The organism is Streptomyces sp. NBC_01294, from assembly GCF_035917235.1.
Classification (GTDB): domain Bacteria; phylum Actinomycetota; class Actinomycetes; order Streptomycetales; family Streptomycetaceae; genus Streptomyces; species Streptomyces caledonius.
This window is the reverse complement of the sequence record NZ_CP108423.1, coordinates 4324078-4346375: the sequence shown is the minus strand read 5'-3', so window position 1 is coordinate 4346375 and position 22298 is coordinate 4324078. Positions and strand designations below refer to the sequence as shown.

The 22298-nt window shown below is 70.6% G+C and carries 22 protein-coding genes; 13 read left to right on the top strand and 9 right to left on the bottom strand.

Features of this window, described 5'->3' with window-relative positions; translation table 11 throughout:
- The first annotated feature begins 47 nt into the window (after positions 1–47).
- Both OG534_RS19680 and OG534_RS19675 read left to right on the top strand, forming a co-directional pair.
- Positions 48–779, top strand: coding sequence for a response regulator transcription factor (locus OG534_RS19680; RefSeq protein WP_326589395.1), 732 nt, complete (start codon positions 48–50; stop codon positions 777–779).
- On the top strand, positions 776–2209 hold the full coding sequence (locus OG534_RS19675; protein WP_326589394.1) for a sensor histidine kinase: 1434 nt from the start codon (positions 776–778) through the stop codon (positions 2207–2209). Before OG534_RS19680 ends, OG534_RS19675 begins: the two co-directional genes overlap by 4 nt.
- Here the strand turns inward: OG534_RS19675 and OG534_RS19670 are convergent.
- Positions 2189–3064, bottom strand: a complete 876-nt coding sequence (locus OG534_RS19670; RefSeq protein ID WP_326589393.1) for a phosphatidylinositol-specific phospholipase C — start codon at positions 3062–3064, stop codon at positions 2189–2191. The genes OG534_RS19675 and OG534_RS19670 overlap by 21 nt on opposite strands.
- A gap of 77 nt (positions 3065–3141) precedes the next feature.
- Positions 3142–3711 carry a TetR/AcrR family transcriptional regulator gene (locus OG534_RS19665; protein WP_326589392.1) on the bottom strand — a complete coding sequence of 190 codons (570 nt, stop codon included), beginning with the start codon at positions 3709–3711 and terminating at the stop codon, positions 3142–3144.
- A gap of 119 nt (positions 3712–3830) precedes the next feature.
- On the opposite strand from OG534_RS19665, the gene OG534_RS19660 reads away from it, so the two are divergent.
- Positions 3831–4619 (top strand): alpha/beta fold hydrolase, encoded by a 789-nt coding sequence (locus OG534_RS19660; RefSeq protein WP_326589391.1) that lies wholly within the window; start codon positions 3831–3833, stop codon positions 4617–4619.
- 98 nt (positions 4620–4717) lie between these two features.
- Here the strand turns inward: OG534_RS19660 and OG534_RS19655 are convergent, their stop codons facing one another.
- The gene (locus OG534_RS19655) at positions 4718–6535 is read right to left on the bottom strand and encodes a bifunctional metallophosphatase/5'-nucleotidase (protein WP_326589390.1); all 1818 of its coding nucleotides are present in this window, start codon (positions 6533–6535) and stop codon (positions 4718–4720) included.
- Positions 6536–6705: 170 nt separating this feature from the next.
- Here OG534_RS19655 and mshD point away from each other — a divergent pair, with 170 nt between their 5' ends.
- The 7 genes from mshD to pstB all read left to right on the top strand — a co-directional run bounded on the left by mshD (position 6706) and on the right by pstB (position 15702).
- Positions 6706–7632, top strand: coding sequence for a mycothiol synthase (mshD, locus tag OG534_RS19650; protein ID WP_326589389.1), 927 nt, complete (start codon positions 6706–6708; stop codon positions 7630–7632).
- Positions 7633–8007: 375 nt separating this feature from the next.
- Positions 8008–10374 carry an RNA degradosome polyphosphate kinase gene (locus OG534_RS19645; RefSeq protein ID WP_326589387.1) on the top strand — a complete coding sequence of 789 codons (2367 nt, stop codon included), beginning with the start codon at positions 8008–8010 and terminating at the stop codon, positions 10372–10374.
- Complete coding sequence (locus OG534_RS19640; RefSeq protein WP_326589386.1) at positions 10355–11311, top strand: CHAD domain-containing protein; 957 nt, start codon at positions 10355–10357, stop codon at positions 11309–11311. Before OG534_RS19645 ends, OG534_RS19640 begins: the two co-directional genes overlap by 20 nt.
- A gap of 245 nt (positions 11312–11556) precedes the next feature.
- Positions 11557–12693: a phosphate ABC transporter substrate-binding protein PstS gene (gene pstS / locus OG534_RS19635; RefSeq protein WP_326589385.1), complete on the top strand. Its 1137-nt coding sequence runs from the start codon at positions 11557–11559 to the stop codon at positions 12691–12693.
- 129 nt (positions 12694–12822) lie between these two features.
- Entirely contained in the window at positions 12823–13815 is a 993-nt protein-coding gene (gene pstC / locus OG534_RS19630) for a phosphate ABC transporter permease subunit PstC (RefSeq protein ID WP_326589384.1), read from the top strand.
- A complete protein-coding gene (gene pstA, locus OG534_RS19625; RefSeq protein ID WP_326589383.1) occupies positions 13815–14897 on the top strand; it encodes a phosphate ABC transporter permease PstA in 1083 nt (360 codons plus the stop codon). Before pstC ends, pstA begins: the two co-directional genes overlap by 1 nt.
- 28 nt (positions 14898–14925) lie before the next feature.
- Positions 14926–15702: a phosphate ABC transporter ATP-binding protein PstB gene (pstB, locus tag OG534_RS19620; protein WP_030387241.1), complete on the top strand. Its 777-nt coding sequence runs from the start codon at positions 14926–14928 to the stop codon at positions 15700–15702.
- Between the two features lie 256 nt (positions 15703–15958).
- Here pstB and OG534_RS19615 read toward each other — a convergent pair whose 3' ends face one another.
- Positions 15959–16957 carry an inorganic phosphate transporter gene (locus tag OG534_RS19615; protein ID WP_326589380.1) on the bottom strand — a complete coding sequence of 333 codons (999 nt, stop codon included), beginning with the start codon at positions 16955–16957 and terminating at the stop codon, positions 15959–15961.
- A gap of 5 nt (positions 16958–16962) precedes the next feature.
- Positions 16963–17583 carry a DUF47 domain-containing protein gene (locus OG534_RS19610; RefSeq protein ID WP_243631357.1) on the bottom strand — a complete coding sequence of 207 codons (621 nt, stop codon included), beginning with the start codon at positions 17581–17583 and terminating at the stop codon, positions 16963–16965.
- Between the two features lie 196 nt (positions 17584–17779).
- Here OG534_RS19610 and OG534_RS19605 point away from each other — a divergent pair, with 196 nt between their 5' ends.
- On the top strand, positions 17780–18094 hold the full coding sequence (locus OG534_RS19605; RefSeq protein WP_030009310.1) for a metal-sensitive transcriptional regulator: 315 nt from the start codon (positions 17780–17782) through the stop codon (positions 18092–18094).
- A gap of 236 nt (positions 18095–18330) precedes the next feature.
- Here the strand turns inward: OG534_RS19605 and OG534_RS19600 are convergent, their stop codons facing one another.
- Positions 18331–18486, bottom strand: coding sequence for a hypothetical protein (locus OG534_RS19600; RefSeq protein WP_326594052.1), 156 nt, complete (start codon positions 18484–18486; stop codon positions 18331–18333).
- 196 nt (positions 18487–18682) lie between these two features.
- The gene (locus tag OG534_RS19595) at positions 18683–19531 is read right to left on the bottom strand and encodes a hypothetical protein (protein WP_326589375.1); all 849 of its coding nucleotides are present in this window, start codon (positions 19529–19531) and stop codon (positions 18683–18685) included.
- A gap of 132 nt (positions 19532–19663) precedes the next feature.
- On the opposite strand from OG534_RS19595, the gene OG534_RS19590 reads away from it, so the two are divergent.
- Both OG534_RS19590 and OG534_RS19585 read left to right on the top strand, forming a co-directional pair.
- On the top strand, positions 19664–19879 hold the full coding sequence (locus OG534_RS19590) for a hypothetical protein (RefSeq protein WP_326589373.1): 216 nt from the start codon (positions 19664–19666) through the stop codon (positions 19877–19879).
- A gap of 68 nt (positions 19880–19947) precedes the next feature.
- Positions 19948–20172: a hypothetical protein gene (locus OG534_RS19585; protein WP_326589372.1), complete on the top strand. Its 225-nt coding sequence runs from the start codon at positions 19948–19950 to the stop codon at positions 20170–20172.
- Between the two features lie 156 nt (positions 20173–20328).
- On the opposite strand, the gene OG534_RS19580 is transcribed toward OG534_RS19585, so the two are convergent.
- Together OG534_RS19580 and OG534_RS19575 are read right to left on the bottom strand one after the other, a co-directional pair.
- A complete protein-coding gene (locus OG534_RS19580; RefSeq protein WP_326589370.1) occupies positions 20329–21057 on the bottom strand; it encodes a phosphatase PAP2 family protein in 729 nt (242 codons plus the stop codon).
- 191 nt (positions 21058–21248) lie between these two features.
- A complete protein-coding gene (locus tag OG534_RS19575) occupies positions 21249–22274 on the bottom strand; it encodes a C40 family peptidase (RefSeq protein ID WP_326593709.1) in 1026 nt (341 codons plus the stop codon).
- Between the last annotated feature and the right edge of the window lie 24 nt (positions 22275–22298).

Sequence of the window (22298 nt, the reverse complement as noted above, 5' to 3'; positions counted from 1 at the left end):
CGTACGCCGCATGCCACGGCCGACCACCACTCCTGGGAGACCCATCCATGAATCCCGCCGAAGGCGAAGCGCGGATCCTCGTCGTCGACGACGAGCCGGCCGTACGCGAGGCCCTGCGCCGCAGCCTCGCCTTCGAGGGGTACGCCGTACAGACCGCCGTCGACGGGCTCGACGCCCTCGACCGGGCGGCCTCGTACTCCCCCGACCTGATCGTCCTGGACATCCAGATGCCCCGGATGGACGGGCTGACGGCGGCCCGCCGGCTGCGCGGCGCCGGCAGCGTCACCCCGATCCTGATGCTCACCGCCCGCGACACCGTCGGCGACCGCGTCACCGGCCTCGACGCGGGCGCCGACGACTACCTCGTCAAGCCGTTCGAGCTCGACGAGCTCTTCGCGCGCGTCCGCGCCCTGCTGCGCCGCAGTGCGTACGCCGCCCCGCGGACCGGCGGCGAGAGCCACGAGGACGCCCTGACCTTCGGCGACCTGCGCATGGACCTGGCCACCCGCGAGGTCACCCGGGCCGGGCGCCCGGTGGAGCTGACCCGTACCGAGTTCACGCTGCTGGAGATGTTCCTCGCGCACCCGCGCCAGGTCCTGACCCGCGAGCAGATCCTCAAGACCGTCTGGGGCTTCGACTTCGAGCCCAGCTCCAACTCCCTGGACGTGTACGTGATGTACCTGCGCCGCAAGACCGAGGCGGGGGGCGAGCCCCGCCTCGTCCACACCGTGCGCGGGGTGGGCTACGTCCTGCGCGCCGGCGAGAGCGGGCCCGAGTGAGCCCGGTCGCCCGGTTCCGCGCGCTGCCGCTGCGCTCCCGGCTGGCCCTGCTGGTCACGGTGGCGGTGGCCCTCGCCGTGGCGGCCGTGGCCGCCGTGTCATGGGTGATGGTGCGCACCCAACTGCGCGAACAGTTGGACAGCTCGCTGCGCGCCACCGACGCGGCCGCCCAGGCCAATCAGGTATACGCCAAGCTGCGCTGTGTCCCGGACCCTGCCCTTCCGGACCAGTCGGCCAACAACCTCAGCGCCCAGGTGCAGATCGTGCTGCCGGACGGCGGTCACTGCTGGGTCGACGGCAACAACACCCTGAAGGTCACCGCCACCGACCTGGAGGTCGCCCAGCGCCGGCGCGGCCCCGTCCTCTACGACACGACCACCACCAACGGCATCCCCGTCCGCGTCTACACCCAGCCCGCCCACGTGGGCACCCAGCCCGCCGCGCTGTCCGTCGCCAAGCCGCTCGCCGACGTCGACAAGCCCCTGTCCACCCTGGCCTGGGTACTGCTCCTGGTCTGCGGGATCGGAGTCGTCGGCGCCGGCGCGGCCGGCCTGTGGGTGGCCCGCACGGGGCTGCAGCCCGTGGACGAACTGACCGACGCCGTCGAGCACATCGCCCGGACCGAGGACCTGACCGTGCGGATCCCCGACGAGGGCGACGACGAGATCGCCCGCCTGTCGCGGTCCTTCAACTCGATGACGGCGGCCCTCGCCTCCTCCCAGGAGCGGCAGGCCCAGCTGATCGCGGACGCCGGCCACGAGCTGCGCACCCCGCTGACCTCGCTGCGCACCAACATCGAGCTCCTCGCGCGCAGCGAGGACACCGGCCGGGCGATCCCGCCCGACGACCGGCGGGAGCTGCTGGCCTCGGTCAAGGCGCAGATGACGGAGCTGGCCTCGCTGATCGGCGATCTGCAGGAGCTGTCCCGGCCGGACGCGGCCTCCCCGGGCCCGCTCGGGGTGGTCGCCCTGCACGAGATCGCCGGGGCCGCGCTGTCCCGGGCCCGGCTGCGCGGTCCCGAGCTGACCTTCGACTCGGACTTGCGGCCCTGGTACGTCCGGGGCGAGGCGGCCGCACTGGAGCGGGCGGTGGTCAACGTCCTGGACAACGCGGTGAAGTTCAGCCCGCCGGGCGGCGCGATCGAGGTGACGCTGCGGGCGGGCCAGCTGACCGTACGGGACCACGGGCCGGGCATCCCGGCCGAGGACCTGCCGCACGTCTTCGAGCGGTTCTGGCGGTCCCCGTCGGCCCGTGCGCTGCCCGGCAGCGGGCTGGGCCTGTCGATCGTGGCCCGTACGGCGGCTCGGGCGGGCGGGAGCGCCGAGCTGCGGGCGGCGGCGGACGGCGGTGCGGGCACGGAGGCGGTGCTGCGCATCCCCGGCGCGCCCACGCCGCCGCCCTCCGATCCGTCAGTTGTGCCGGATCAGTGAGGCGACCAGGCCGGAGCGGGTGTTCGGGAAGTCCATCGGGACGATGCCGAGCCCGGTCCGGCCGGCCATCTCGCCGCCGTCGACGAAGCCGTGCGCCTGCGGGTTGAGACGGTCGGAGTTCCAGCGCGGCGGCATGTAGGCCGAGGTGCTGACGTGGTTCACGAAGAGCTTGCCGGGCTGCTGGACGGCCTTGCGGAAGTGGTTCTCGATCTTGCCGCGCTTGGCGAAGGGCTCGGCGTTCCAGTCGTCCTGGATGTCGAAGACGTTGCCGTCGCCGTAGCGCAGGCCCGGCAGGCCGCCGTTGTCGGCGAGCAGGACCACCTTGCCGCGGGCCTGCCCGAGCGCGGGCAGGGCGTCGGCGATCCGGAACAGCGGGCGCCAGCCGCGGCGGTCGAGGTAGTCGTCGAAGACGGCGCGGAAGGTGGCGTCGCCGTCCGTGGAGTACTCCTGCTTGACGCGCATCAGGACGGTCTCGGAGGGGTGCGCGGCGAGGAAGTTCGCACAGGCGACGAGGACGTCCCCGAACATCAGGTTCTGGTAGAAGGACCCGTGGTGGATCGCGAACGATCCCCCGGTGACGCGGCAGCGGACGTCGAGGAAGCGGATCCCGGAGTCGAGCTGTTCGGCGATCGAGGTGTTCTGGCAGGCGACGTAGAGCCCGCCGTGCCGGGCGCCGGAGTCGTGCGTGCCGGGGATGGTCATCCGCTGCAGGGCGGTGGAGTCGCCGAGGCCGGCCATCCAGTCCTGGGTGCCGAGGGCGGCGGCCGAGGCCGTCCCCGCGGTGCCCAGCCCCAGCGCCGTGCCCGTCGCCAGCGCTCCGATCAGAAACGCCCGCCGGTCCATGCCGATGCCCATGCCCGCCCCTTCGCCGACCCGGTGATGGGACGGGAGTATGGCGTGAACACCTCACCTTTACTACCCACTGGTAGGGCTCAGCTTTCGAGCAACTCCACCATCGAGCGCAGGCCTTGGGCGATCTCCCGGCCGTTCGGCGCGCTCTCCGGGTCGGTCAGGCACTGCACCATCACCCCGCTCAGCAGCGCGATGTGCAACGACCCGACGGCCCGTACGTCCTCCTCGGCGACCGCGTCCTCCGGCACCCCGCGCAGCTGTGCGGCCACCATGCGCCGGGACCGGCGCTGCCCCTCGGCCAGGATCGCGAGCAGCTCGGGCGAGGACTGCGCGTGCACGAAGGCCTCGACGTTGGCGGTCCAGAGCCAGCGCATGTCGGCGAAGTCCTGGATCTTGCGGTCCCACGTGTCGGCGTACCGCTCCTCGGCGGTGTCGCCCTGCCCGGCGAGCCGGCCGGACCCGGCGGCCCACTCGTCCAGGGCGGCGAAGAGCGCCTGATTGAGCAGCACCTCCCGGGACCCGAAGTGGTAGCCGATCGCGGCCATGCTCACCTGCGCCGCCGAGGCGATGTCGCGCACGGTGGTGCGCAGGTAGCCCTTCTCCTCCAGGCAGCGGCGGGCTCCGGCCAGCAGGTCCTCGCGATTTCCCATGCCGGGATGGTAGCCGCGCCCCTGTTTGGGCAAGCGCCCTATACGGATGTATTGCACGCTTGCCCAAACCCTGGCAGGCTTCACCCATCGGAAGACCGAGGAACGAACGGGAGACCGCGATGCTGCGCCACGAGCTGAAGATCGACGACCGCACCCTGTCCTACGTGGACTCCGGCGGCACCGGCCGCCCGCTGCTCGCGCTGCACGGCGGCCTGTCCGAGGGCCTCGCCTTCGCCGGACTCGCCGCGCACCTCGGCGACGCCTGGCGGGTCATCGCCCCCGACCAGCGCGGCCACGGCAGCTCCGACCGGGCCGCCGACTACCACCGGGCCGGCTACGTCGCCGACACCGTCGCCCTCCTCGACCACCTGGGACTCGACGCCCCCGTGGCGCTCCTCGGGTACTCCCTCGGCGGGCTCAACGCCTACCACCTGGCCGCGGCCCACCCCGAGCGGATCTCCGCGCTCATCGGCATCGACGCCACCGTCGAGATCCAGCCCACCACCGAGGGGCCACTCTTCGACTTCCTGCACGGCATGCGGTACACCGCCCCCACCCGCGAGGAACTCCTCGACGCCGCCGGGCCGGTGGGCGCGCAGTTCGTCGAGCAGGCCCTGCGCCCGCTCCCCTCCGGCGAGGGCTGGCGGCTGCCGTTCCACCCGCAGGACATGCTCGACTCCATCGAGGCCTGCCGGGGCGACCACTGGGAGGCCTGGCTCGCGAGCACCTGCCCGGCCGTACTGATCCACGGGATCCACAGCCAGGCCCTGCGCCAGGACACCGCCGACGCGATGGTCGCGCGCCGCCCCAAGACCTCGTACACACCCCTGAACGGCGACCACTTCGTGCCCTTCACGGACCCCCGGGGCGTCAACGAGGCCGTCGGGACGTTCCTCGCGGCACTCTGAAGCGGCCGTCCCGTCACGCGGGTGCGGGGCGAACGCCTGAAAGGGGCGGCGGGCCGGTCGGCCCGCCGCCCCCTTCCGGGCGGTGCTGTACGCGCGTGTTACTTGATGACGGTGATCCGGTCCGCCGCCGGCGGCACGATCGGGTTCGCCGCCGAGGAGTTCTTCGTCAGGTAGGCGTTGAAGCAGTCCAGGTCGGACGCGCCCACCAGCTTGTTCTTGTGCTCCTTCAGGACGGTGAAGCCGTCACCGCCGCCCGCGAGGAACTCGTTCATCGCGACGCGGTAGGTCTTGGCGGGGTCGATCGCCGCGCCGTTCAGCTTCACCGAGTCCACGACGATGCGGTCCGCGCCCGTCTTGGTCATGTCCAGGGTGTACGTGAAGCCCTTCGACACCTGCAGGATCTTGGGGCTCACCCCGTTGACCGGGCCGCTGACCTGCTGCTGGAGCGCGGTGATCAGCTGCGCGCCGGTCAGGTCCACGATGTTCATCATGTTGTTGAACGGCTGGACCGTGAAGGACTCGCCGTACGTCACCACGCCGTCGCCCTCGGCCCCCGACGCCTTGTAGGCGAGGTCCGAGCGGATGCCGCCCGGGTTCATGATGGCCAGCTGCGCGCCGCCCTTGTCAGCCGGGGACAGCGCCTCCAGCTGCGCGTCGGCGATCAGGTCGCCGAGCGGCTTCTCGGGCTCCGCCGAGCCGCGGCCCGGGATGTCGGCCGCGATGAAGCCCTGCGGACGGTTGGCGATCGGGGCCGCCAGCTCGTTCCAGCGCTGGATCAGCTCGGTCATGTCCGCGGCCTTGGGCTGGTCCCGGTGGACGACCTTGTTGACCGGCTTCGGCGAGGCGATCGGCGTACGGACGATGTCCTTGGTCTGCCGGTCGTAGGTGAGCGTGGTGTCCGTGTACAGGCGGCCGATGGAGGCGGCCGAGGTCACCGTGCGCGGGTTGCCCGCCGGGTCCGGGATGTTGCAGGCGTAGGCCTGGTGCGTGTGGCCGGTGACCAGCGCGTCGACCTTGGCGTCCACGTTCTTGGCGATGTCCACGATCGCGCCTGAGATGCCGGCGCCGGCGCCCGGGACGTTGCAGTCGTAGTTGTACGCGCCGTTGGCGGGCAGACCGCCCTCGTGGATCAGCGCGACGATCGACTTCACGCCCTGCTTGTTCAGCTCGGCGGCGTACTTGTTGATCGTCTCGATCTCGTCGTTGAACTTGAGGCCCTTGACGCCCTCGGCGGTCACGACGTCCGGAGTGCCCTCCAGGGTGACGCCGATGAAGCCGATCTTCACGTCGCCCTTCTTCCACACGTACGTGGGCGACATCAGGGGGCGCTTGGTCTTCTCGTCCGTGACGTTCGCGGCGAGGTACTGGAACTCGGAGCCCGTGAACTCCTTGCCGTACTCGAAGCAGCCCTCGACCGGGTGGCAGCCGCCGTACGCCATGCGGCGCAGCTCGGCCTTGCCCTCGTCGAACTCGTGGTTGCCGACGCTGCTGACGTCCAGGTCGAGCTTGTTCAGCGCCTCGATGGTCGGCTCGTCGTGGAAGAGCCCGGACAGCATCGGGCTGCCGCCGATCATGTCGCCGGCGGCGGCGGTGACGGAGTACTCGTGGCCCTTGCGGGCCTCGCGCAGGCTGGTCGCGAGGTACTCGACCCCGCCCGCGGGTATGGCCTTGGTGGTGCCGTCCGCCTGACGTTCGGTCACGGTGCCGGAGGAGCCCTGCGGGGGCTCCAGGGTGCCGTGGAAGTCGTTGAACGACAGCATCTGCACATCGACGGTCCGGCTCTTGGCCGCACCGCCACCACTCGCGGCGCCGGCCGGCAGTGCGGCGGCGACCATGGCCCCGGCCCCGGCCGTGACGGCGAGGGCGGCGAAGGTCAACCGGCGGGTTCGGCGGTGCCGTTGTGGCGTCGCTGACATTTAGTCCCCTTTGTGGACAGCGATACTGCTTGGGAGGTCCGCCGAAGCCTATGGTCAACGCGCGTAGCTCTACCAGGGGGTAACGGGTATCGCGTTGGTTACGCGCAGAAGACGGACCGACCCCGCGCCCGCACTCCGTCCGGCGCCCGCGGCGGTCGTAGGCTCGTGTCATGACTGACGCAGCAGCGGCCCTGGAGCCCGGACGGCAGATTCAGACCCTCGACGAGCTGACGGAGGAACAGGCCGGCGCCGTACTCGACCTGATCGAGGACGCGGCGCGCACCGACGGCACCACCGCCGTGTCCGAGCAGGGACGGCTCCAGCTGCGCGGCGGGCCGCGCGAGGGGATCTCGCACTTCCTGCTGACCGAGGGCGGCCGGCTCGCCGGATACGGGCAGCTGGAGGACACCGACCCGGTGGAGGCCCCGGCCGCCGAGCTGGTCGTCCACCCGGCCCTGCGCGGGCGCGGCCACGGGCGGGCGATGGGCATGGCCCTGCTGGCGGCCTCCGGCAAGCGGCTGCGGGTATGGGCCCACGGCGGCAAGTCGGCCGCCCGGCACCTCGCGCAGGTGCTCGGCCTGACCCTGTTCCGCGAGCTGCGCCAGTTGCGCCGGCCGCTGGCCGAGGGCGCCCCGCTGCCGGAACCGGTGCTTCCGGCCGGCGTGACCGTACGGACCTTCATGCCCGGCTCGGACGACGAGGCCTGGCTCGCGGCGAACGCGGCCGCCTTCGCCCACCACCCCGAGCAGGGCTCCCTGACCCAGCGGGACCTCAACGACCGGATCGCACAGCCGTGGTTCGACGCGAAGGGCTTCTTCCTCGCGGAGCGCGACGGGGAGATCGTCGGCTTCCACTGGACGAAGGTCCACGCGGCGGAGCAGCTGGGCGAGGTCTACGTGGTCGGCGTCCGCCCGGGCGCACAGGGCGGCGGCCTCGGCAAGGCCCTCACGGCGATCGGCCTGCGCCACCTGTCGGCGCAGGGTCTGCCGACGGCGATGCTCTACGTGGACGCCGACAACCCGGCGGCCCTCTCGGTCTACGAGGGCCTCGGCTTCACCACCCACGAGGTGGACCTGATGTACCGCACGGAAAGCTGACCCGAGGCCGCGCCCACCCCCTGGGGCTCCGCCCCAGACCCCGCGCCTCAAACGCCGGCGAGGCTGGATTTCCCAGCCCCCGCCGGCCACCTCCAGCCCCACCGGCCACCTCCAGCCCCGCCGGCGTTTGAGGCGATCTTTCAGCCCCGCCGGCGCTTGAGGCGCGGGGGCCGGGGGCAGCGCCCCCGCACCGGCGCGGCACCAGCCCCCGCACGCGCCCCCACGACTCGTGCACCAGCCGGAGCCGGGAAGCCACGCGCCATTAACCAGGCATTCAGAAGCGCTTGCGACTCTCCCCCAATGCAGCCCCGACTCCGACTGACGGCCGACACGTCCGACGCGCCTGTCCTGCCGCGTGCGCGGAAGAATGGAGTCATGAGCCAGCAGCCCAGCGCAGGTCCCACCGAGGTCCCCGCCCAGCACCCGTCTCACACGCCCGCCGCCGGCCCGGCCACCGGCAAAGGCAGCGGCACCGGCAAAGGCACCGGCAAAGCCGGCGGCAAGGCCGGCGGCAGCGACACCGCCCCGCCCGCCCCCAAGGCGCCCGGCCCGGTCAACGCCGTCACCGGAGCCCACGCCCGCATAGGCTCCATCTCCGCGCACCGCCCGCACGTCGACCTCGAGCCCGACATCGACGCCGACCTGGACGCGTACGACGACAAGGACGGCGGTGAGCTGCCCCCGGGCCGCTTCCTGGACCGGGAGCGCAGCTGGCTCGCCTTCAACGAGCGGGTGCTGGAGCTCGCCGAGGACCCGACGACCCCGCTGCTGGAGCGCGCCAACTTCCTGGCGATCTTCGCGAGCAACCTCGACGAGTTCTTCATGGTGCGCGTGGCAGGCCTCAAACGGCGTATCGCGACGGGTGTCGCCACCCGTTCGGCCTCGGGCCTGCAGCCCCGCGAGGTGCTGGACCTCATCTGGACGCGTTCGCGCGAGCTCATGGCCCGCCACGCCGCCTGCTTCCAGCAGGACATCTCCCCGGCCCTCGCCGAGGAGGGCGTCCACCTGATCCGCTGGCCGGACCTCACCGAGAAGGAGCAGGCCCGCCTCTTCACGCTGTTCCGCAACCAGATCTTCCCGGTGCTGACCCCGCTGGCCGTGGACCCCGCGCACCCGTTCCCGTACATCTCCGGGCTCTCGCTCAACCTGGCCGTGGTCGTGCGCAACCCCGTCAGCGGCCACCGCCACTTCGCCCGGGTCAAGGTCCCGCCGCTCCTCTCCCGCTTCCTGGAGGCCTCCCCGCAGCGCTACGTCCCGCTGGAGGACGTCATCGCCGCGCACCTGGAGGAGCTGTTCCCGGGCATGGAGGTGCTCGCGCACCACATGTTCCGCGTGACCCGCAACGAGGACCTGGAGGTGGAGGAGGACGACGCCGAGAACCTCCTCCAGGCCCTGGAGAAGGAGCTCATGCGGCGCCGCTTCGGCCCGCCCGTGCGCCTGGAGGTCGAGGAGTCCATCGACCCCGGCGTCCTGGACCTCCTCGTGCAGGAGCTGAACGTCAACGCCTCCGAGGTGTACCCGCTGCCCGGGCCCCTCGACCTGACCGCCCTCTTCGGCATCGCCTCGCTGGACCGGCCCGAGCTGAAGTACCCGAAGTTCATCGCCGGCACCCACCGGGACCTCGCCGAGGTCGAGTCCGCGTCCGCGCCCGACATCTTCGCCGCCCTGCGCGAGCGGGACGTCCTGCTGCACCACCCGTACGACTCCTTCTCCACCTCGGTGCAGGCCTTCCTGGAGCAGGCCGCCGCCGACCCGGACGTCCTCGCGATCAAGCAGACCCTCTACCGCACCTCCGGCGACTCCCCGATCGTGGACGCCCTGATCGACGCCGCCGACTCCGGCAAGCAGGTCCTCGTACTCGTCGAGATCAAGGCCCGCTTCGACGAGCAGGCCAACATCAAGTGGGCGCGCAAGCTGGAGGAGTCCGGCTGCCACGTCGTCTACGGGCTCGTCGGCCTCAAGACCCACTGCAAGCTGTCGCTCGTCGTCCGCCAGGAGGGCGACCAGCTGCGCCGCTACTCGCACGTGGGCACCGGCAACTACCACCCGAAGACCGCCCGGCTCTACGAGGACCTCGGCCTGCTCACGGCCGACCCTCAGGTCGGCGCGGACCTCTCCGACCTCTTCAACCGGCTGTCCGGCTACTCGCGCCGCGAGACCTACCGCCGGCTGATGGTCGCGCCCCGCTCGCTGCGCGACGGACTGATCGCACGGATCGACAAGGAGGCCGCCCACCACAAGGCCGGCCGCCCCGCGTACGTGCGCCTGAAGATGAACTCGATCGTCGACGAGGCCCTCATCGACTCGCTCTACCGGGCCGCCCAGGCGGGTGTGCCCGTCGACATCTGGGTGCGCGGCATCTGCGCCGTGCGCCCCGGAGTCCCCGGGCTCTCGGAGAACATCCGGGTCCGCTCGGTCCTCGGCCGCTTCCTCGAACACTCCCGGGTCTTCGCCTTCGGCAACGGCGGCGAGCCCGAGGTGTGGATCGGCAGCGCCGACATGATGCACCGCAATCTCGACCGCCGTATCGAGGCACTGGTCAGGGTCGCCGACCCGGCCCACCGCGCGGCACTGGACCTGATGCTGGAAACCGGCATGTCCGATGCCACCTCCTCCTGGCACCTGGGCCCGGACGGCGAGTGGACCCGGCACAGCACGGACGCGGAAGGCCAGCCGCTGCGGCACGTACAGGAGACGCTCATAGACGCCCGGAGGCGCCGGCGTGGCTCAGCCAAACCATGACCCGATTACGGCGACGGCGGACGCGGGTGACGTGCTCGGCACGTACCTGCGTGCCCAGGCCACCGCTTTCCTCCGCGGGCTGCGCCTGCACGAGGAGAGCGGGGCCGATGCCGCCGAAGGAAGCGACGCGGCGCGCAGCCTGCGGGGGGCTGCGCGCCGCATCAGCGGATCCCTGGCCACCTTCCGGGTGGTGACCGAGTCCTCCTGGGCCGACGGGCTGCGCACCGAGCTGGTGTGGCTGTCCTCGACGCTGGCCGACGAGCACGCGTACGCCGCCCGGCTGGCCCGGCTGATGGACGCGCTGCACCGGCTGTCGGGCTCCCCGGAGCTCCCGGCGCCCCGCGGCTCGGCCGGCGCGCTGACGGTGGGCTCGGCGCGGGCGGGCGCCCTGCTGGAGCGCCAGCTGACCCTGGCCCGGACCCGCGCGCATTCGGCCACGCTCCAGGCCCTCGGCTCGTCCCGTTTCCACGCGGTGGCGGACGCGGTGGCGGTGCTGGCCTCGGAGGTCCCGCTGGACGTGGTCGCGGCCCGGGGGCGGGTGGAGGAGGTCCTGGTCCCGCTGGCAGCTGTGGCCGAAACCCGCCTGTCGGCGGCGGTCACGGCGCTGCCGCCGATCGACTGCACCCACCCGTACAACGCGGACCACGACGGGCTCTGGCACGAGGTACGCCGCCTGCTGCGGGTCCACCGGTACGCGCGGGAGGCGCTGGGCGAGGACGTGACCCGGCCGGCCGCCGCGGGAGAGGCCCTGGACCGCCACCGCGACGCGGCCGAGGCGGCGGGCGCCTCGGCGACGGCGGCCCGCACCCCGCGCATCGCCCCGGCGACGGCGTACGCCCTCGGCGTCCTGCACGCCGACCAGCGCCACGAGGTCGAGGCGGCCCGGCTCGATTTCCGGCGCCTCTGGCTCCCGGAGCCCGCGGTCACACCGTGGTAACGGCCGGATAACGGATGATGGCGGGTGTGTGCGAACCGCCGGGATCGCACCGGGTCGTCCGCCACGGTTCACCGTCCGTTCACTCGGGCCGGTCGGCTGCTTCACCTGTTCTGCCTAATTTCAGTGATGCACGGAGCGGGTCGCTCGGGAATAGAGCAGCTCAGCCGGGCAAACCGACGTAGTCCTCTTCGCACGCCGCCCCGATGCAGAAAGCGGCCGGCGGCTTCTGGAAGGAACACCCGAAAGTGAAGCTTCAGCGCAAGAACATGCTTCGTGCCTCCGCCCTCGGGGCGCTTGTCGTGTCCGGCGCCCTGGTCCTCACGGCGTGCGGCTCGGACGACAACACCAAGGCCGCCGACGGAACGGCGAAGCCCTCCGCGGCCGCCGCGGGCGACATCAAGTGCGAAGGCGCCAAGGGCAAGCTCCTGGCGTCCGGCTCGTCCGCCCAGAAGAACGCGGTCGACCTGTGGGTGAAGAACTTCATGGCCGCCTGCTCCGGCGTCGAGGTGAACTACAAGTCCTCCTCCTCCGGTGAGGGCATCGTCGCCTTCAACCAGGGCACCGTCGGTTTCGCCGGCTCGGACTCGGCGCTGAAGCCCGAGCAGGTCGAGGAGTCGAAGAAGCAGTGCACCGGCGGCCAGGGCATCGACCTGCCCATGGTCGGTGGCCCGATCGCCCTCGGCTTCAACGTCGCCGGCGTGGACAAGCTGAACCTCGACGCCGCCACGATCGCCAACATCTTCAACGACAAGATCAAGAAGTGGGACGACGAGGCGATCAAGAAGCTGAACCCCGGCGTCACGCTTCCCTCCACCGCCATCCAGCACTTCCACCGCTCCGAGGACTCGGGCACCACCGAGAACCTCACCAAGTACCTCAAGGCCGCCGCGCCCGACGCCTGGCCGCACGAGGCCGCGAAGAAGTGGGCCGCCCCGGGCGGTCTCGGCGCCTCCGGCTCCTCGGGTGTCGCCACCCAGGTCAAGCAGGTCGACGGCTCGATCGGTTACTTCGAGCTCTCCTACGCCACCTCGCAGAGCATCAAGACCGTCGACCTGAACACGGGCGCCGCCGCCCCGGTCAAGGCCACCGGTGAGAACGCCTCCAAGGCCATCGCCGCCGCCAAGATCTCCGGCACCGGCTCCGACCTGGCGCTGAAGCTCGACTACACGACCAAGGCCGAGGGCGCCTACCCGATCACCCTGGTCACGTACGAGGTCGTCTGCGACAAGGGCAACAAGGCCGAGACCCTCCCGACGGTGAAGGCCTTCCTGAACTACACCGCCTCGGACGCGGGCCAGAAGGTCCTCCTCGAGAACGGCTACGCGCCGATCCCGGCCGAGATCAACGCCAAGGTCCGCGAAGTCATCGCCTCGCTGGGCTGATCCTGACCCCGAGGTGTCGGATCGCCCCCGTCCGGGCATCCGACACCTCGGGACCCTCCCCCTCCACCCGGGGGGACATCCGGTGCACCGCCGCCAGGGGGCCTGCCCCCCACACAGACCGGAAAGACCATGGCTTCCACCACACCCACCCAGATAGACACGGCTCCGCCAGGCATCCCCAAGAGCGGAACTTCCACCGGCCGCGCCGGTGACAAGATCTTCGCGGGGCTCTCCAAGGGCTCCGGCATCCTGCTCCTGGTGATCATGGCGTCGATCGCCGTCTTCCTCACCTACCGGGCGACGCTCGCCCTGTCGAAGAACGAGGGCAACTTCCTCACGACCTTCGACTGGAACGCGTCGGCCAACCCCCCCGTCTTCGGCATCGCCGTCCTGCTCTTCGGCACCGTCGTCAGCTCGATCATCGCGATGGTCATCGCGGTTCCGATCGCCGTCGGCATCGCCCTCTTCATCTCGCACTACGCGCCGCGGAAGCTGGCCGCGCCCCTCGCCTACGTGGTCGACCTGCTGGCCGCCGTGCCGTCGATCATCTACGGCATCTGGGGCGCCCTCTTCCTCGTCCCGCACCTGAACGGGCTGAACCTCTGGCTCGACGAGTACCTCGGCTGGACCTACGTCTTCGACAAGACCCAGGTCAGCGTCGCCCGTTCGCTGTTCACCGTCGGCATCCTGCTCGCGATCATGATCCTGCCGATCGTGACCAGCGTCAGCCGCGAGGTCTTCCTCCAGGTACCGCGCATGAACGAGGAGGCCGCCCTGGCCCTCGGCGCGACCCGCTGGGAGGTCATCCGGATGTCGGTGCTGCCCTTCGGCCGCTCCGGCATCATCTCCGCCTCGATGCTCGGCCTCGGCCGCGCACTCGGCGAGACCATGGCCGTCGCGACCGTCCTCTCCCCGAGCTTCCTGATCTCGCTGCACATCCTCGACCCGGGCGGCGGCACGTTCGCGCAGAACATCGCCGCGAAGTTCGACGAGGCCAACGAGTTCGGCCGGGACGCGCTGATCGCCTCCGGTCTGGTCCTCTTCCTGCTCACCCTGCTGGTCAACGGTGCAGCTCGTCTGATCATCGCTCGCCGCAAGGACTTCTCGGGGGCGAACGCCTGATGAGCCACGCACTCCAGGACCAGCGGCCCACCCGGGCCCGCAAGTCCGCCGCTCCCGACAGCCTCACCCGAGGCGGCCTGCCCCGCTGGGCCCCGGCCGGCATCACGGTCGTCTCGATCGCCCTCGGCTGCGGCATCGGCCTCGCCTTCGGCCTCCACAGCAAGGTCCAGTGGGGCCTGATCGCGGCCCTGCTGTTCGTCGGCATCACGTACACCGCCAGCGCGGTGGTCGAGAACCGCCGCCAGGCCAAGGACCGCGTCGCGACCTCCGTGATGTGGGTCTGCTTCGTCCTCGCCGTCATCCCGCTGCTCTCGCTGATGTGGACCACGATCAGCCGGGGCATCAAGGTCCTCAACGGCGCCTTCCTGACCCACTCCATGAACGGTGTCACCAGCTTCGAGGCGGGCGGCGGCGTCTACCACGCACTGCTCGGCACCCTGGAGCAGGTCGCCCTCGCCACGCTGATCGCCGCGCCCGTCGGTCTGCTGACCGCCGTCTACCTGGTCGAGTACGGCCGGGGCTCGCTGGCCAAGGCCGTCACCTTCTTCGTCGACGTCATGACCGGCATCCCCTCCATCGTCGCGGGCCTGTTCATCCTGACGACCTGGAACCTGCTGCTCGGCTTCGGCCCCTCCGGCTTCGCCGGCGCGATGGCCCTGTCGATCCTGATGATGCCCGTCGTGGTCCGCTCCACCGAGGAGATGCTCAAGCTCGTCCCGAACGAGCTGCGCGAGGCCGCCCTGGCGCTCGGTGTGCCGAAGTGGCGCATGATCCTCAAGGTCGTGCTCCCGACCGCCATCGGCGGCATCTCCACCGGTCTGATGCTGGCCGTCGCCCGCATCGCCGGTGAGACCGCGCCGATCATGCTGCTGGTCTTCGGCTCCCAGCTGATCAACGGCAACCCTTTCGAAGGCGCCCAGTCCTCGCTCCCCCTCTACATCTGGGAGCAGTACCGGGTCGGCAGTGAAGCCTCCTACGACCGGGCATGGGCCGCAGCGCTCGTCCTGATCGCCTTCGTCATGATCCTCAATCTGGTGGCCCGCGGCATCGCCCGCTGGAAGGCCCCGAAGACCGGTCGCTGACGCGACCAATGAAAGCGAAGTGACCCTCATGGCGAAGCGAATCGACGTCAGCGGACTGTCCGCCTTCTACGGCACCCACAAGGCCATCGACGACATCTCGATGACCGTTGAACCCCGCTCCGTGACCGCCTTCATCGGCCCCTCCGGCTGCGGCAAGTCCACCTTCCTGCGCACCCTCAACCGCATGCACGAGGTCACCCCCGGCGGCCGCGTCGAGGGCAAGGTGCTCCTGGACGACGAGAACCTGTACGGCGCCGGCGTCGACCCGGTCGCGGTCCGCCGCACCGTCGGCATGGTCTTCCAGCGCCCGAACCCCTTCCCCACCATGTCGATCTTCGACAACGTGGCGGCGGGCCTGCGGCTCAACGGCAGCTTCAAGAAGTCCGAGCTGACCGACATCGTCGAGAAGTCCCTCCAGGGCGCCAACCTCTGGAACGAGGTCAAGGACCGCCTGAACAAGCCCGGCTCCGGCCTCTCCGGCGGCCAGCAGCAGCGCCTGTGCATCGCCCGCGCCATCGCGGTCGAGCCGCAGGTCCTGCTGATGGACGAGCCCTGCTCGGCCCTGGACCCGATCTCCACCCTGGCGATCGAGGACCTGATCGGCGAGCTCAAGGAACGCTTCACGATCGTCATCGTGACGCACAACATGCAGCAGGCGGCCCGCGTCTCTGACCGCACCGCCTTCTTCAACCTCTCGGCCGTCGGCCAGCCCGGCAAGCTCATCGAGCTCGACGACACGGACCGGATCTTCTCGAACCCGTCCGTGCAGGCGACCGAGGACTACATCTCGGGTCGCTTCGGCTAGACCGGGATGCGTGACGTCCTGCGGTGCTGCATGGCGGTGCCACCGCAGGCGAAAGAAAGAAAGAGGGCCGGCTCCCCCTGGGTGGGGGGAGCCGGCCCGCTTTCGTACGCCTGCCGCCTGAGCCTGCTACGCCACTGGCCGAAGGCCAGGTTCACGATCCAGAAGCTGACCGCGGCGACCAGGGCCGCAGCCGGCATCGTGATGCTGCATCACCCGGGAGACGACCCCCGGACCCCCGGCACGAAGCCGGATCCCGCTAGCCGAAGGCCAGGTTCACGATCCAGAAGCTGACCGCGGCGACGAGGGCGGCGGCCGGCATCGTGATGAACCAGCCGAGGACGATGTTCTTGGCCACGCCCCAGCGGACCGCGTTCACACGCTTCGTCGCGCCCACGCCCATGATCGCCGAGGTGATCACGTGGGTGGTGGAGATCGGCGCGTGGAAGAGGAACGCGGAGCCGAACATGATCGACGCACCGGTGGTCTCCGCCGCGAAGCCCTGCGGCGGGTCCAGCTCGATGATCTTGCGGCCGAGCGTGCGCATGATGCGCCAGCCACCCGCGTACGTACCCAGCGACAGCATCACCGCGCACACGACCTTGACCCAGATCGGGATCGCTTCGTCGGCGGTCTGCACGTCGGCGATGACCAGGGCCAGCACGACGATGCCCATCGTCTTCTGCGCGTCCTGGAGACCGTGGCCGAGCGCCATGGCGGCCGCCGAAACGGTCTGCGCGATACGGAAGCCGTGCTTCGCCTTGTGCGGGTTGGAGCGGCGGAACATCCACAGGATGGCCACCATCACCAGGTAACCGACGACCAGGCCGACCACCGGCGAGACGAACATCGGGATGACGACCTTGTCGACCACGCCCGACCAGATCACCTCCGTACCACCGGCCAGCGCCGCACCCACCATGCCGCCGAACAGCGCGTGCGAGGAGGACGAGGGCAGGCCGAAGTACCAGGTGACCAGGTTCCAGACGATCGCGCCGACCAGCGCCGCGAAGAGGATCCACATGCCCGTCTTGCCGTGGGGCGTCTCGATCAGCCCCTGACTGACCGTCTTGGCCACGCCACTGCCGAGGAAGGCGCCGGCGAGGTTCATCACCGCGGCCATCGCCAGCGCCGCGCGCGGGGTCAGCGCCCGCGTCGAGACGGATGTGGCGATCGCGTTCGCGGAGTCGTGAAAACCATTCGTATACGTAAAGCCGAGCGCGACACCGATGGTCACGACCAGAGCGAAGGTGTCCACGAGGTTCAGGACTCCTTGACCGCGATGGTCTCCACCGTGTTCGCAACGTGCTCGAACGCGTCGGCCGCCTCTTCGAGCACGTCGACGATCTGCTTGAGCTTCAGCACCTCGATGGCGTCGTACTTGCCGTTGAAGAGCTGGGCGAGGAGCTTGCGGTGGATCTGGTCGGCCTGGTTCTCAAGTCGGTTGACCTCGATCCAGTACTCGGTGAGGTTGTCCATCGTCCGCAGGTGCGGCATGGCCTCGGCGGTCAGCTCGGCCGCGCGCGCCAGCACCTCGATCTGCTGCTCGACCCCCTTGGGGAGCTCCTCCACGTTGTAGAGGACGACGAGGTCGACGGCCTCCTCCATGAAGTCCATGATGTCGTCGAGCGACGAGGCGAGCTTGTAGATGTCCTCGCGGTCGAACGGCGTGATGAAGGAGGAGTTCAGCTGGTGGAAGATCGCATGCGTGGCGTCGTCCCCCGCGTGCTCCGCTGCCCGCATCCGCTCCGCGATCTCGGCCCGGGCGGAGGAGTCCGCTCCGAGCAGTTCCATCAGGAGCTTGGAGCCCGTGACGATGTTGTCCGCGGATGCGGCGAACATGTCGTAGAAGCTCGTCTCCCTGGGGGTCAGACGAAATCGCACGTGAGGTCCTCGGGGTGCATTGGATTCGGTCAGGCTGATGCTAGGCGCATCCCCCTGCCACGGCTAACCGGCCGTTCCCCAGTGTCCTCCATCAGGCAGAGTGAGGACGACGGACCCCTGCCGCTTCGGCCAGGGCCCAGTACCCTATACCCATGAGGGGTATATATCCCCTTCGTTCCGGACCACGGGAGAACGCATGACGACCATCGAGGCGGAAGGCTCCGGAGCCGTCCACGGCTACCACCACCAGAAGGACGAGCACCTCAAGCGGCTGCGCCGGATCGAGGGCCAGATCCGCGGCCTGCAGCGGCTCGTCGACGAGGACGTCTACTGCATCGACATACTCACCCAGGTCTCGGCGAGCACGAAGGCCCTCCAGTCCTTCGCGCTCCAACTGCTGGAGGAACACCTGCGCCACTGCGTTGCCGACGCCGCCGTCAAGGGCGGCACCGAAATCGACGCCAAGGTAGAAGAAGCCACCAAGGCCATCGCCCGCCTCCTCCGCACCTGACGCCGGGCCCATCAGCCTCGCCAGGCACATCCAGCCCCACTGGGCACATCCAGCCTCGACGGGCACATCCAGCTTCGACGGGCACATTCAGCGTCGCCGCCCCAATCCAGCCTCGCCGGCGTTTGAGGCGCGGGGTCCGGGGCGGAGCCCCGAGTCCTTCAGCCCCGCCGGCGTTTGAGGCGCGGGGTCCGGGGCGGAGCCCCGAGTCCTTCAGCCCCGTCGGCGCTTGAGGCGCGTCACCCCGCCCAGATCCCCATCAGGACCTCGTCGATCCGATCCTGACTCAGCCGCTCCTCGACCGCCGCCGACGCCGCAATGATCAGCTCACCACACAGCTCGATCTCGGCGAGCGCCACATGATCCTGCACCGTCGTACCGCCTGCGGGAGTCACGCGTGTCACCTCAATCTGCCGTCTTCGGTCATCGGTCGTCGGTCGCGGGCCATCGGCCACACGGCATCGGCCGCGAGCCGCCGGTGCTCGGCTCCCCAGCGTAGGGACGGCACGGCACCCGGCACATGACACGGATGGACCATTTCCGGATACCCGGCCATGGCCCGATCGCGCCGCCCGTCCCCGTCCCACACCACTACTCGGCGATCTTCCCGGCGTAAATGTCCCCGCTTGCGGGCAATACGACGGTCACCGGCGTCCCGAACCCATACAACAGCGTCGTCGACGAGACATCGATCAGGCCATTGTTGACGTACGTGAAGCGGTGCCTGACCTTCCGCAGCCGCCCCTCCTCGTCCAGGTAGGCGTCGAACGGCACCGTGTCCTTGCTGAACCCTTTCGCCGCCGCCTCCAGCGCCCCCCGCACCTCCGGCGACGCCTTCTCCGCGGCCCGCCCGATATCGGTGGTCCCGCGGTAGTGCCGCACCTTCGCGCCCGCCACCTCGGTCTCCCCCACGTACGTCACCTCCTGCGCGCCCCGCAGCAGCTCGGCCGCGACCAGCGGATCGGTCGCGCCGCCCGTGACCAGGTTCCCGTCGGCGAGGGTCGTCGTGTCGACGCGCACCCACTTGTCGGCCGGGACGCCGGCGCCGCGGTTCTTCATGTAGAGGGCTCCCGGCACGAGCAGCTCGGTGATGGGCCGGTGCTCGTCCTCGCCCTTCACATCGGCCGGGAGCATCACCAGGAGCTGCCCCATCCGGTTCTTGAAGTCGACTCCGCCCTCGCCGCGGATCGTGACCCGGGTCCCGCCCGTGGCCATCTCCATGGCCGTACGGGCCCGGGCGCTGCCGGTCTTCACCAGTGCGTCGGCGGCGCCGCGGACCACCGCCGCCGCCGCGTCCGCCGGAGGCCGGCCGTCACTGCCGCCACCGCCGCCGCCACCGCCCGCGCACCCGCCCATCGCCGTGACCGCCAGGGCGACGCCGGCGGCGAGCACCGCCTCACCCGCACGTCCGCGCCGCCGCCTGTGCTGGTGCACCACCATCGCCTGCCAACCCCCAACGCATGACCGCTGCTTGCCTGAGGCCCACACCCGCTCCGCTTAACGAGGTCCGGGGTTTCCCGTCACGGGGGCGCACCTTCCCCGCGCGCTGCCAGCCCCGGGTACCGTGGAGACGTGGAAACCCACATCGACGCGACCCTGCTTCCTCCGCTTGGCTCCGTCCCGCTCCCGCGGCCGCAGTCCCAGCCCCAGCCACCGACCGGCCACACCACGTCCACCGCGGAGCGCGGATCGTTCTGCCTGGCCGTCTGCACCTGCGGCTGGAGCGGCCCGGCCCGCCGCTCCCGCGACCTGGCCCGCAAGGACGCAGCCCGCCACACAACGGCCTGAAGACACCCCTCTAGCCCGTTCAGACGGCCCGGCTGGCCGCGGCGCGCCGGGGCGGATGCCCTTGACTCATGCCAGGATCCGCAGCCCGCCTCACCGCCCTCCTCTGGGCCCTGCTCGTCGCGTTCGCCCCCGCCGCGGCGGCCGCGGCCATGGCCGGCCCCGTGGGCTCGGCGGACGGCCCGGCCGACGTGGCCCTGGCCATCGGGCTCACCGCGGCCGCGGTCGCGGCCACCGGATGGTGGCTGCGCTCCCGCTACCGCCGCGACACCGACGCCGACGGCGGGGACCGGTGACGCCCCGGCCCCGCCCACCCGCGGTCCGGGCGTGCTTCGGGGCTTCGGGGCTGTGCCTGCTGGCGGCCGCGCTGCTCGCCGTATGGGAGTCGTACGCGCAGACTTGAGCCGGTACCCGGACGCGTACCAGTACCCGTACCCGAGTCCGTACGTCCGTCAGGCGGCGAGGTCGCTCTCGTGCGGGCACTGCCCCGCGGTCGGGGTCTGCGCCTGCGGGAGGCCGACCGGCCGGGGCCGCGCCCGGTCCTTGGAGCGTACGAGCCACCCGACGCGCGGGGAGCCGGCCACCGCCCGCACCACCGGGGTCAGCAGCGCCATCGCGAGCGGCGCGAGCACGAGGACCATGGCGGTGCCGAGCGCGAGGCCGCCGATCACGTCGGTCGGGTAGTGGACGCCCGTGTAGACGCGGCAGAAGCCCTCGGCGAGGGCCAGGCCGATCCCGAGGTAGCCGAGCCTGCGGTTCGCGACGAACAGGCCGACGCCCAGGGCCATCGCGACGGTGGTGTGGCCGCTGACGAAGGAGAAGGCGCTGTTCCCGATCTCCGGGCCGATGCCGGGATCGAGCACCTGCAGGCCCTCGTGCTGCTTGAACGGCCGTGGCCGTCCGACGAATTCACGCAGCGGCACGTTCACGAGCAGGGCCAGCCCGGCGGCCAGCGGCGCCCACACCAGCGCGGCGAAGGACTCGACGGCCGCGGCCTCGTCCTGGCGGCGGGCTCCGCGCCAGCACCACAGGACCAGGAACACCAGGGCCAGCAGGATCCCGTACTCACCGGCCAGGCTCACGGTCTGGTCCAGCCACCACGGGGCTTGCCGGGCAGCTCTGTTGATCTCGTACAGCAGGCTGACATCCACGTTCGGCCCACCTGTTGTGAGTCCAGCCATGGTGACGCGGCCCCTTGCCCTTGCCGTGGTTCCCCTGCGGGCGCACCCCGGTGTGCGCCCCTTGGCCCCCCACTTGATCAACCCCCGCTTTCATGGAACGCCCGTTCTGACGCCTGCGTTCCACTCTCCACGGAATGATCACTCCAACGTTATCGAAGAGTGACCCGTCGTCGCAGCTCAGGGCCTTGGCTTCACGGAGAGTTGCCAGGGCGCCCGACCTGCCCCGCCCGCTCCGGAAGGGCCTCCGCACCATCCTTGGTCACACGTGTCGCACCGAAGTAGTCGGGAGTGTCGATCTTGTCGAAGCGGATGACCGCGCCGGTGAACGGGGCGTTGATCATGTATCCACCGCCGACGTACAGCCCGACGTGCCGGATCTCGCGAGAGTTCGTCAGATCGTCGGAGAAGAACACCAGATCACCGGGCAGCAGTTCATCGCGCGAGGGGTGCGACCCGGCGTTGTACTGGTCGTTGGCCACGCGCGGCAGCTGGATCCCCACCGTCTCGTACGCGGCCTTGGTCAGCCCGGAGCAGTCGAACCGCCCGTTCTGGTCGGGCGTCCCGTTGCCACCCCACAGGTACGGCGTACCGAGCTGCTTCTGCGCGAAGTAGATCGCACCGGCGGCCTGTTGCGAGGGCGCCACCCGCCCGACGGGCCGCGCGAAGCTCTTCGCCAGAGTGGTGATCGTCTTTACATACCCCTGCGTCTCCTTGTACGGCGGAACGCCCCCGTACTTGATGACCGCGTAGGCACCGGCGTTGTAGGCGGCCAGCATGTTCGACGTCGCGTCACCGGGCACGCTCGCCACGTCCTTGGACAGTTCACAGTCGTACGAAGCCGCGGAGGGGATCGCATCGTTCGGGTCCCAGATGTCCCGGTCCCCGTCCCCGTCCCCGTCGATGCCGTGGCCCGCCCAAGTGCCGGGGATGAACTGCGCGATGCCACGCGCGTCCGCCGGGCTGACGGCCGTCGGGTTCCAGCCGCTCTCGGAGTACAGCTGGGCAGCGAGCAACGCCGGGTTGATGGCCGGGCAGAGATTGCCCCACTTCTCCACCAACGCCTGGTACTTCCCGGGCACGGCCCCCTTCGCAAGGCCCACCGCACTGCCCCCGGCCCGCGCTCCGGACCCCACGAGGCCCGCCGCGGCCGAGTACGTACCCACGACGAGGAGCATCACGAAAGTCAGACACAGCCCGATCCCGATCCCGCCGGCCATCCAGAATCTGCGCACCCGTCAACC

Coding starts and splice junctions, on each gene's coding strand:
- pstB (WP_030387241.1), top strand. CDS start 14,926: ATGGCGAAGCGAATCGACGTCAGCGGACTGTCCGCCTTCTACGGCACC.
- OG534_RS19670 (WP_326589393.1), bottom strand. CDS start 3,064: ATGGGCATCGGCATGGACCGGCGGGCGTTTCTGATCGGAGCGCTGGCG.
- OG534_RS19580 (WP_326589370.1), bottom strand. CDS start 21,057: ATGGCTGGACTCACAACAGGTGGGCCGAACGTGGATGTCAGCCTGCTG.
- OG534_RS19575 (WP_326593709.1), bottom strand. CDS start 22,274: ATGGCCGGCGGGATCGGGATCGGGCTGTGTCTGACTTTCGTGATGCTC.
- pstA (WP_326589383.1), top strand. CDS start 13,815: ATGAGCCACGCACTCCAGGACCAGCGGCCCACCCGGGCCCGCAAGTCC.
- OG534_RS19680 (WP_326589395.1), top strand. CDS start 48: ATGAATCCCGCCGAAGGCGAAGCGCGGATCCTCGTCGTCGACGACGAG.
- OG534_RS19645 (WP_326589387.1), top strand. CDS start 8,008: ATGAGCCAGCAGCCCAGCGCAGGTCCCACCGAGGTCCCCGCCCAGCAC.
- mshD (WP_326589389.1), top strand. CDS start 6,706: ATGACTGACGCAGCAGCGGCCCTGGAGCCCGGACGGCAGATTCAGACC.
- pstC (WP_326589384.1), top strand. CDS start 12,823: ATGGCTTCCACCACACCCACCCAGATAGACACGGCTCCGCCAGGCATC.
- OG534_RS19595 (WP_326589375.1), bottom strand. CDS start 19,531: ATGGTGGTGCACCAGCACAGGCGGCGGCGCGGACGTGCGGGTGAGGCG.
- OG534_RS19660 (WP_326589391.1), top strand. CDS start 3,831: ATGCTGCGCCACGAGCTGAAGATCGACGACCGCACCCTGTCCTACGTG.
- OG534_RS19605 (WP_030009310.1), top strand. CDS start 17,780: ATGACGACCATCGAGGCGGAAGGCTCCGGAGCCGTCCACGGCTACCAC.
- OG534_RS19665 (WP_326589392.1), bottom strand. CDS start 3,711: ATGGGAAATCGCGAGGACCTGCTGGCCGGAGCCCGCCGCTGCCTGGAG.
- OG534_RS19655 (WP_326589390.1), bottom strand. CDS start 6,535: ATGTCAGCGACGCCACAACGGCACCGCCGAACCCGCCGGTTGACCTTC.
- OG534_RS19585 (WP_326589372.1), top strand. CDS start 19,948: ATGCCAGGATCCGCAGCCCGCCTCACCGCCCTCCTCTGGGCCCTGCTC.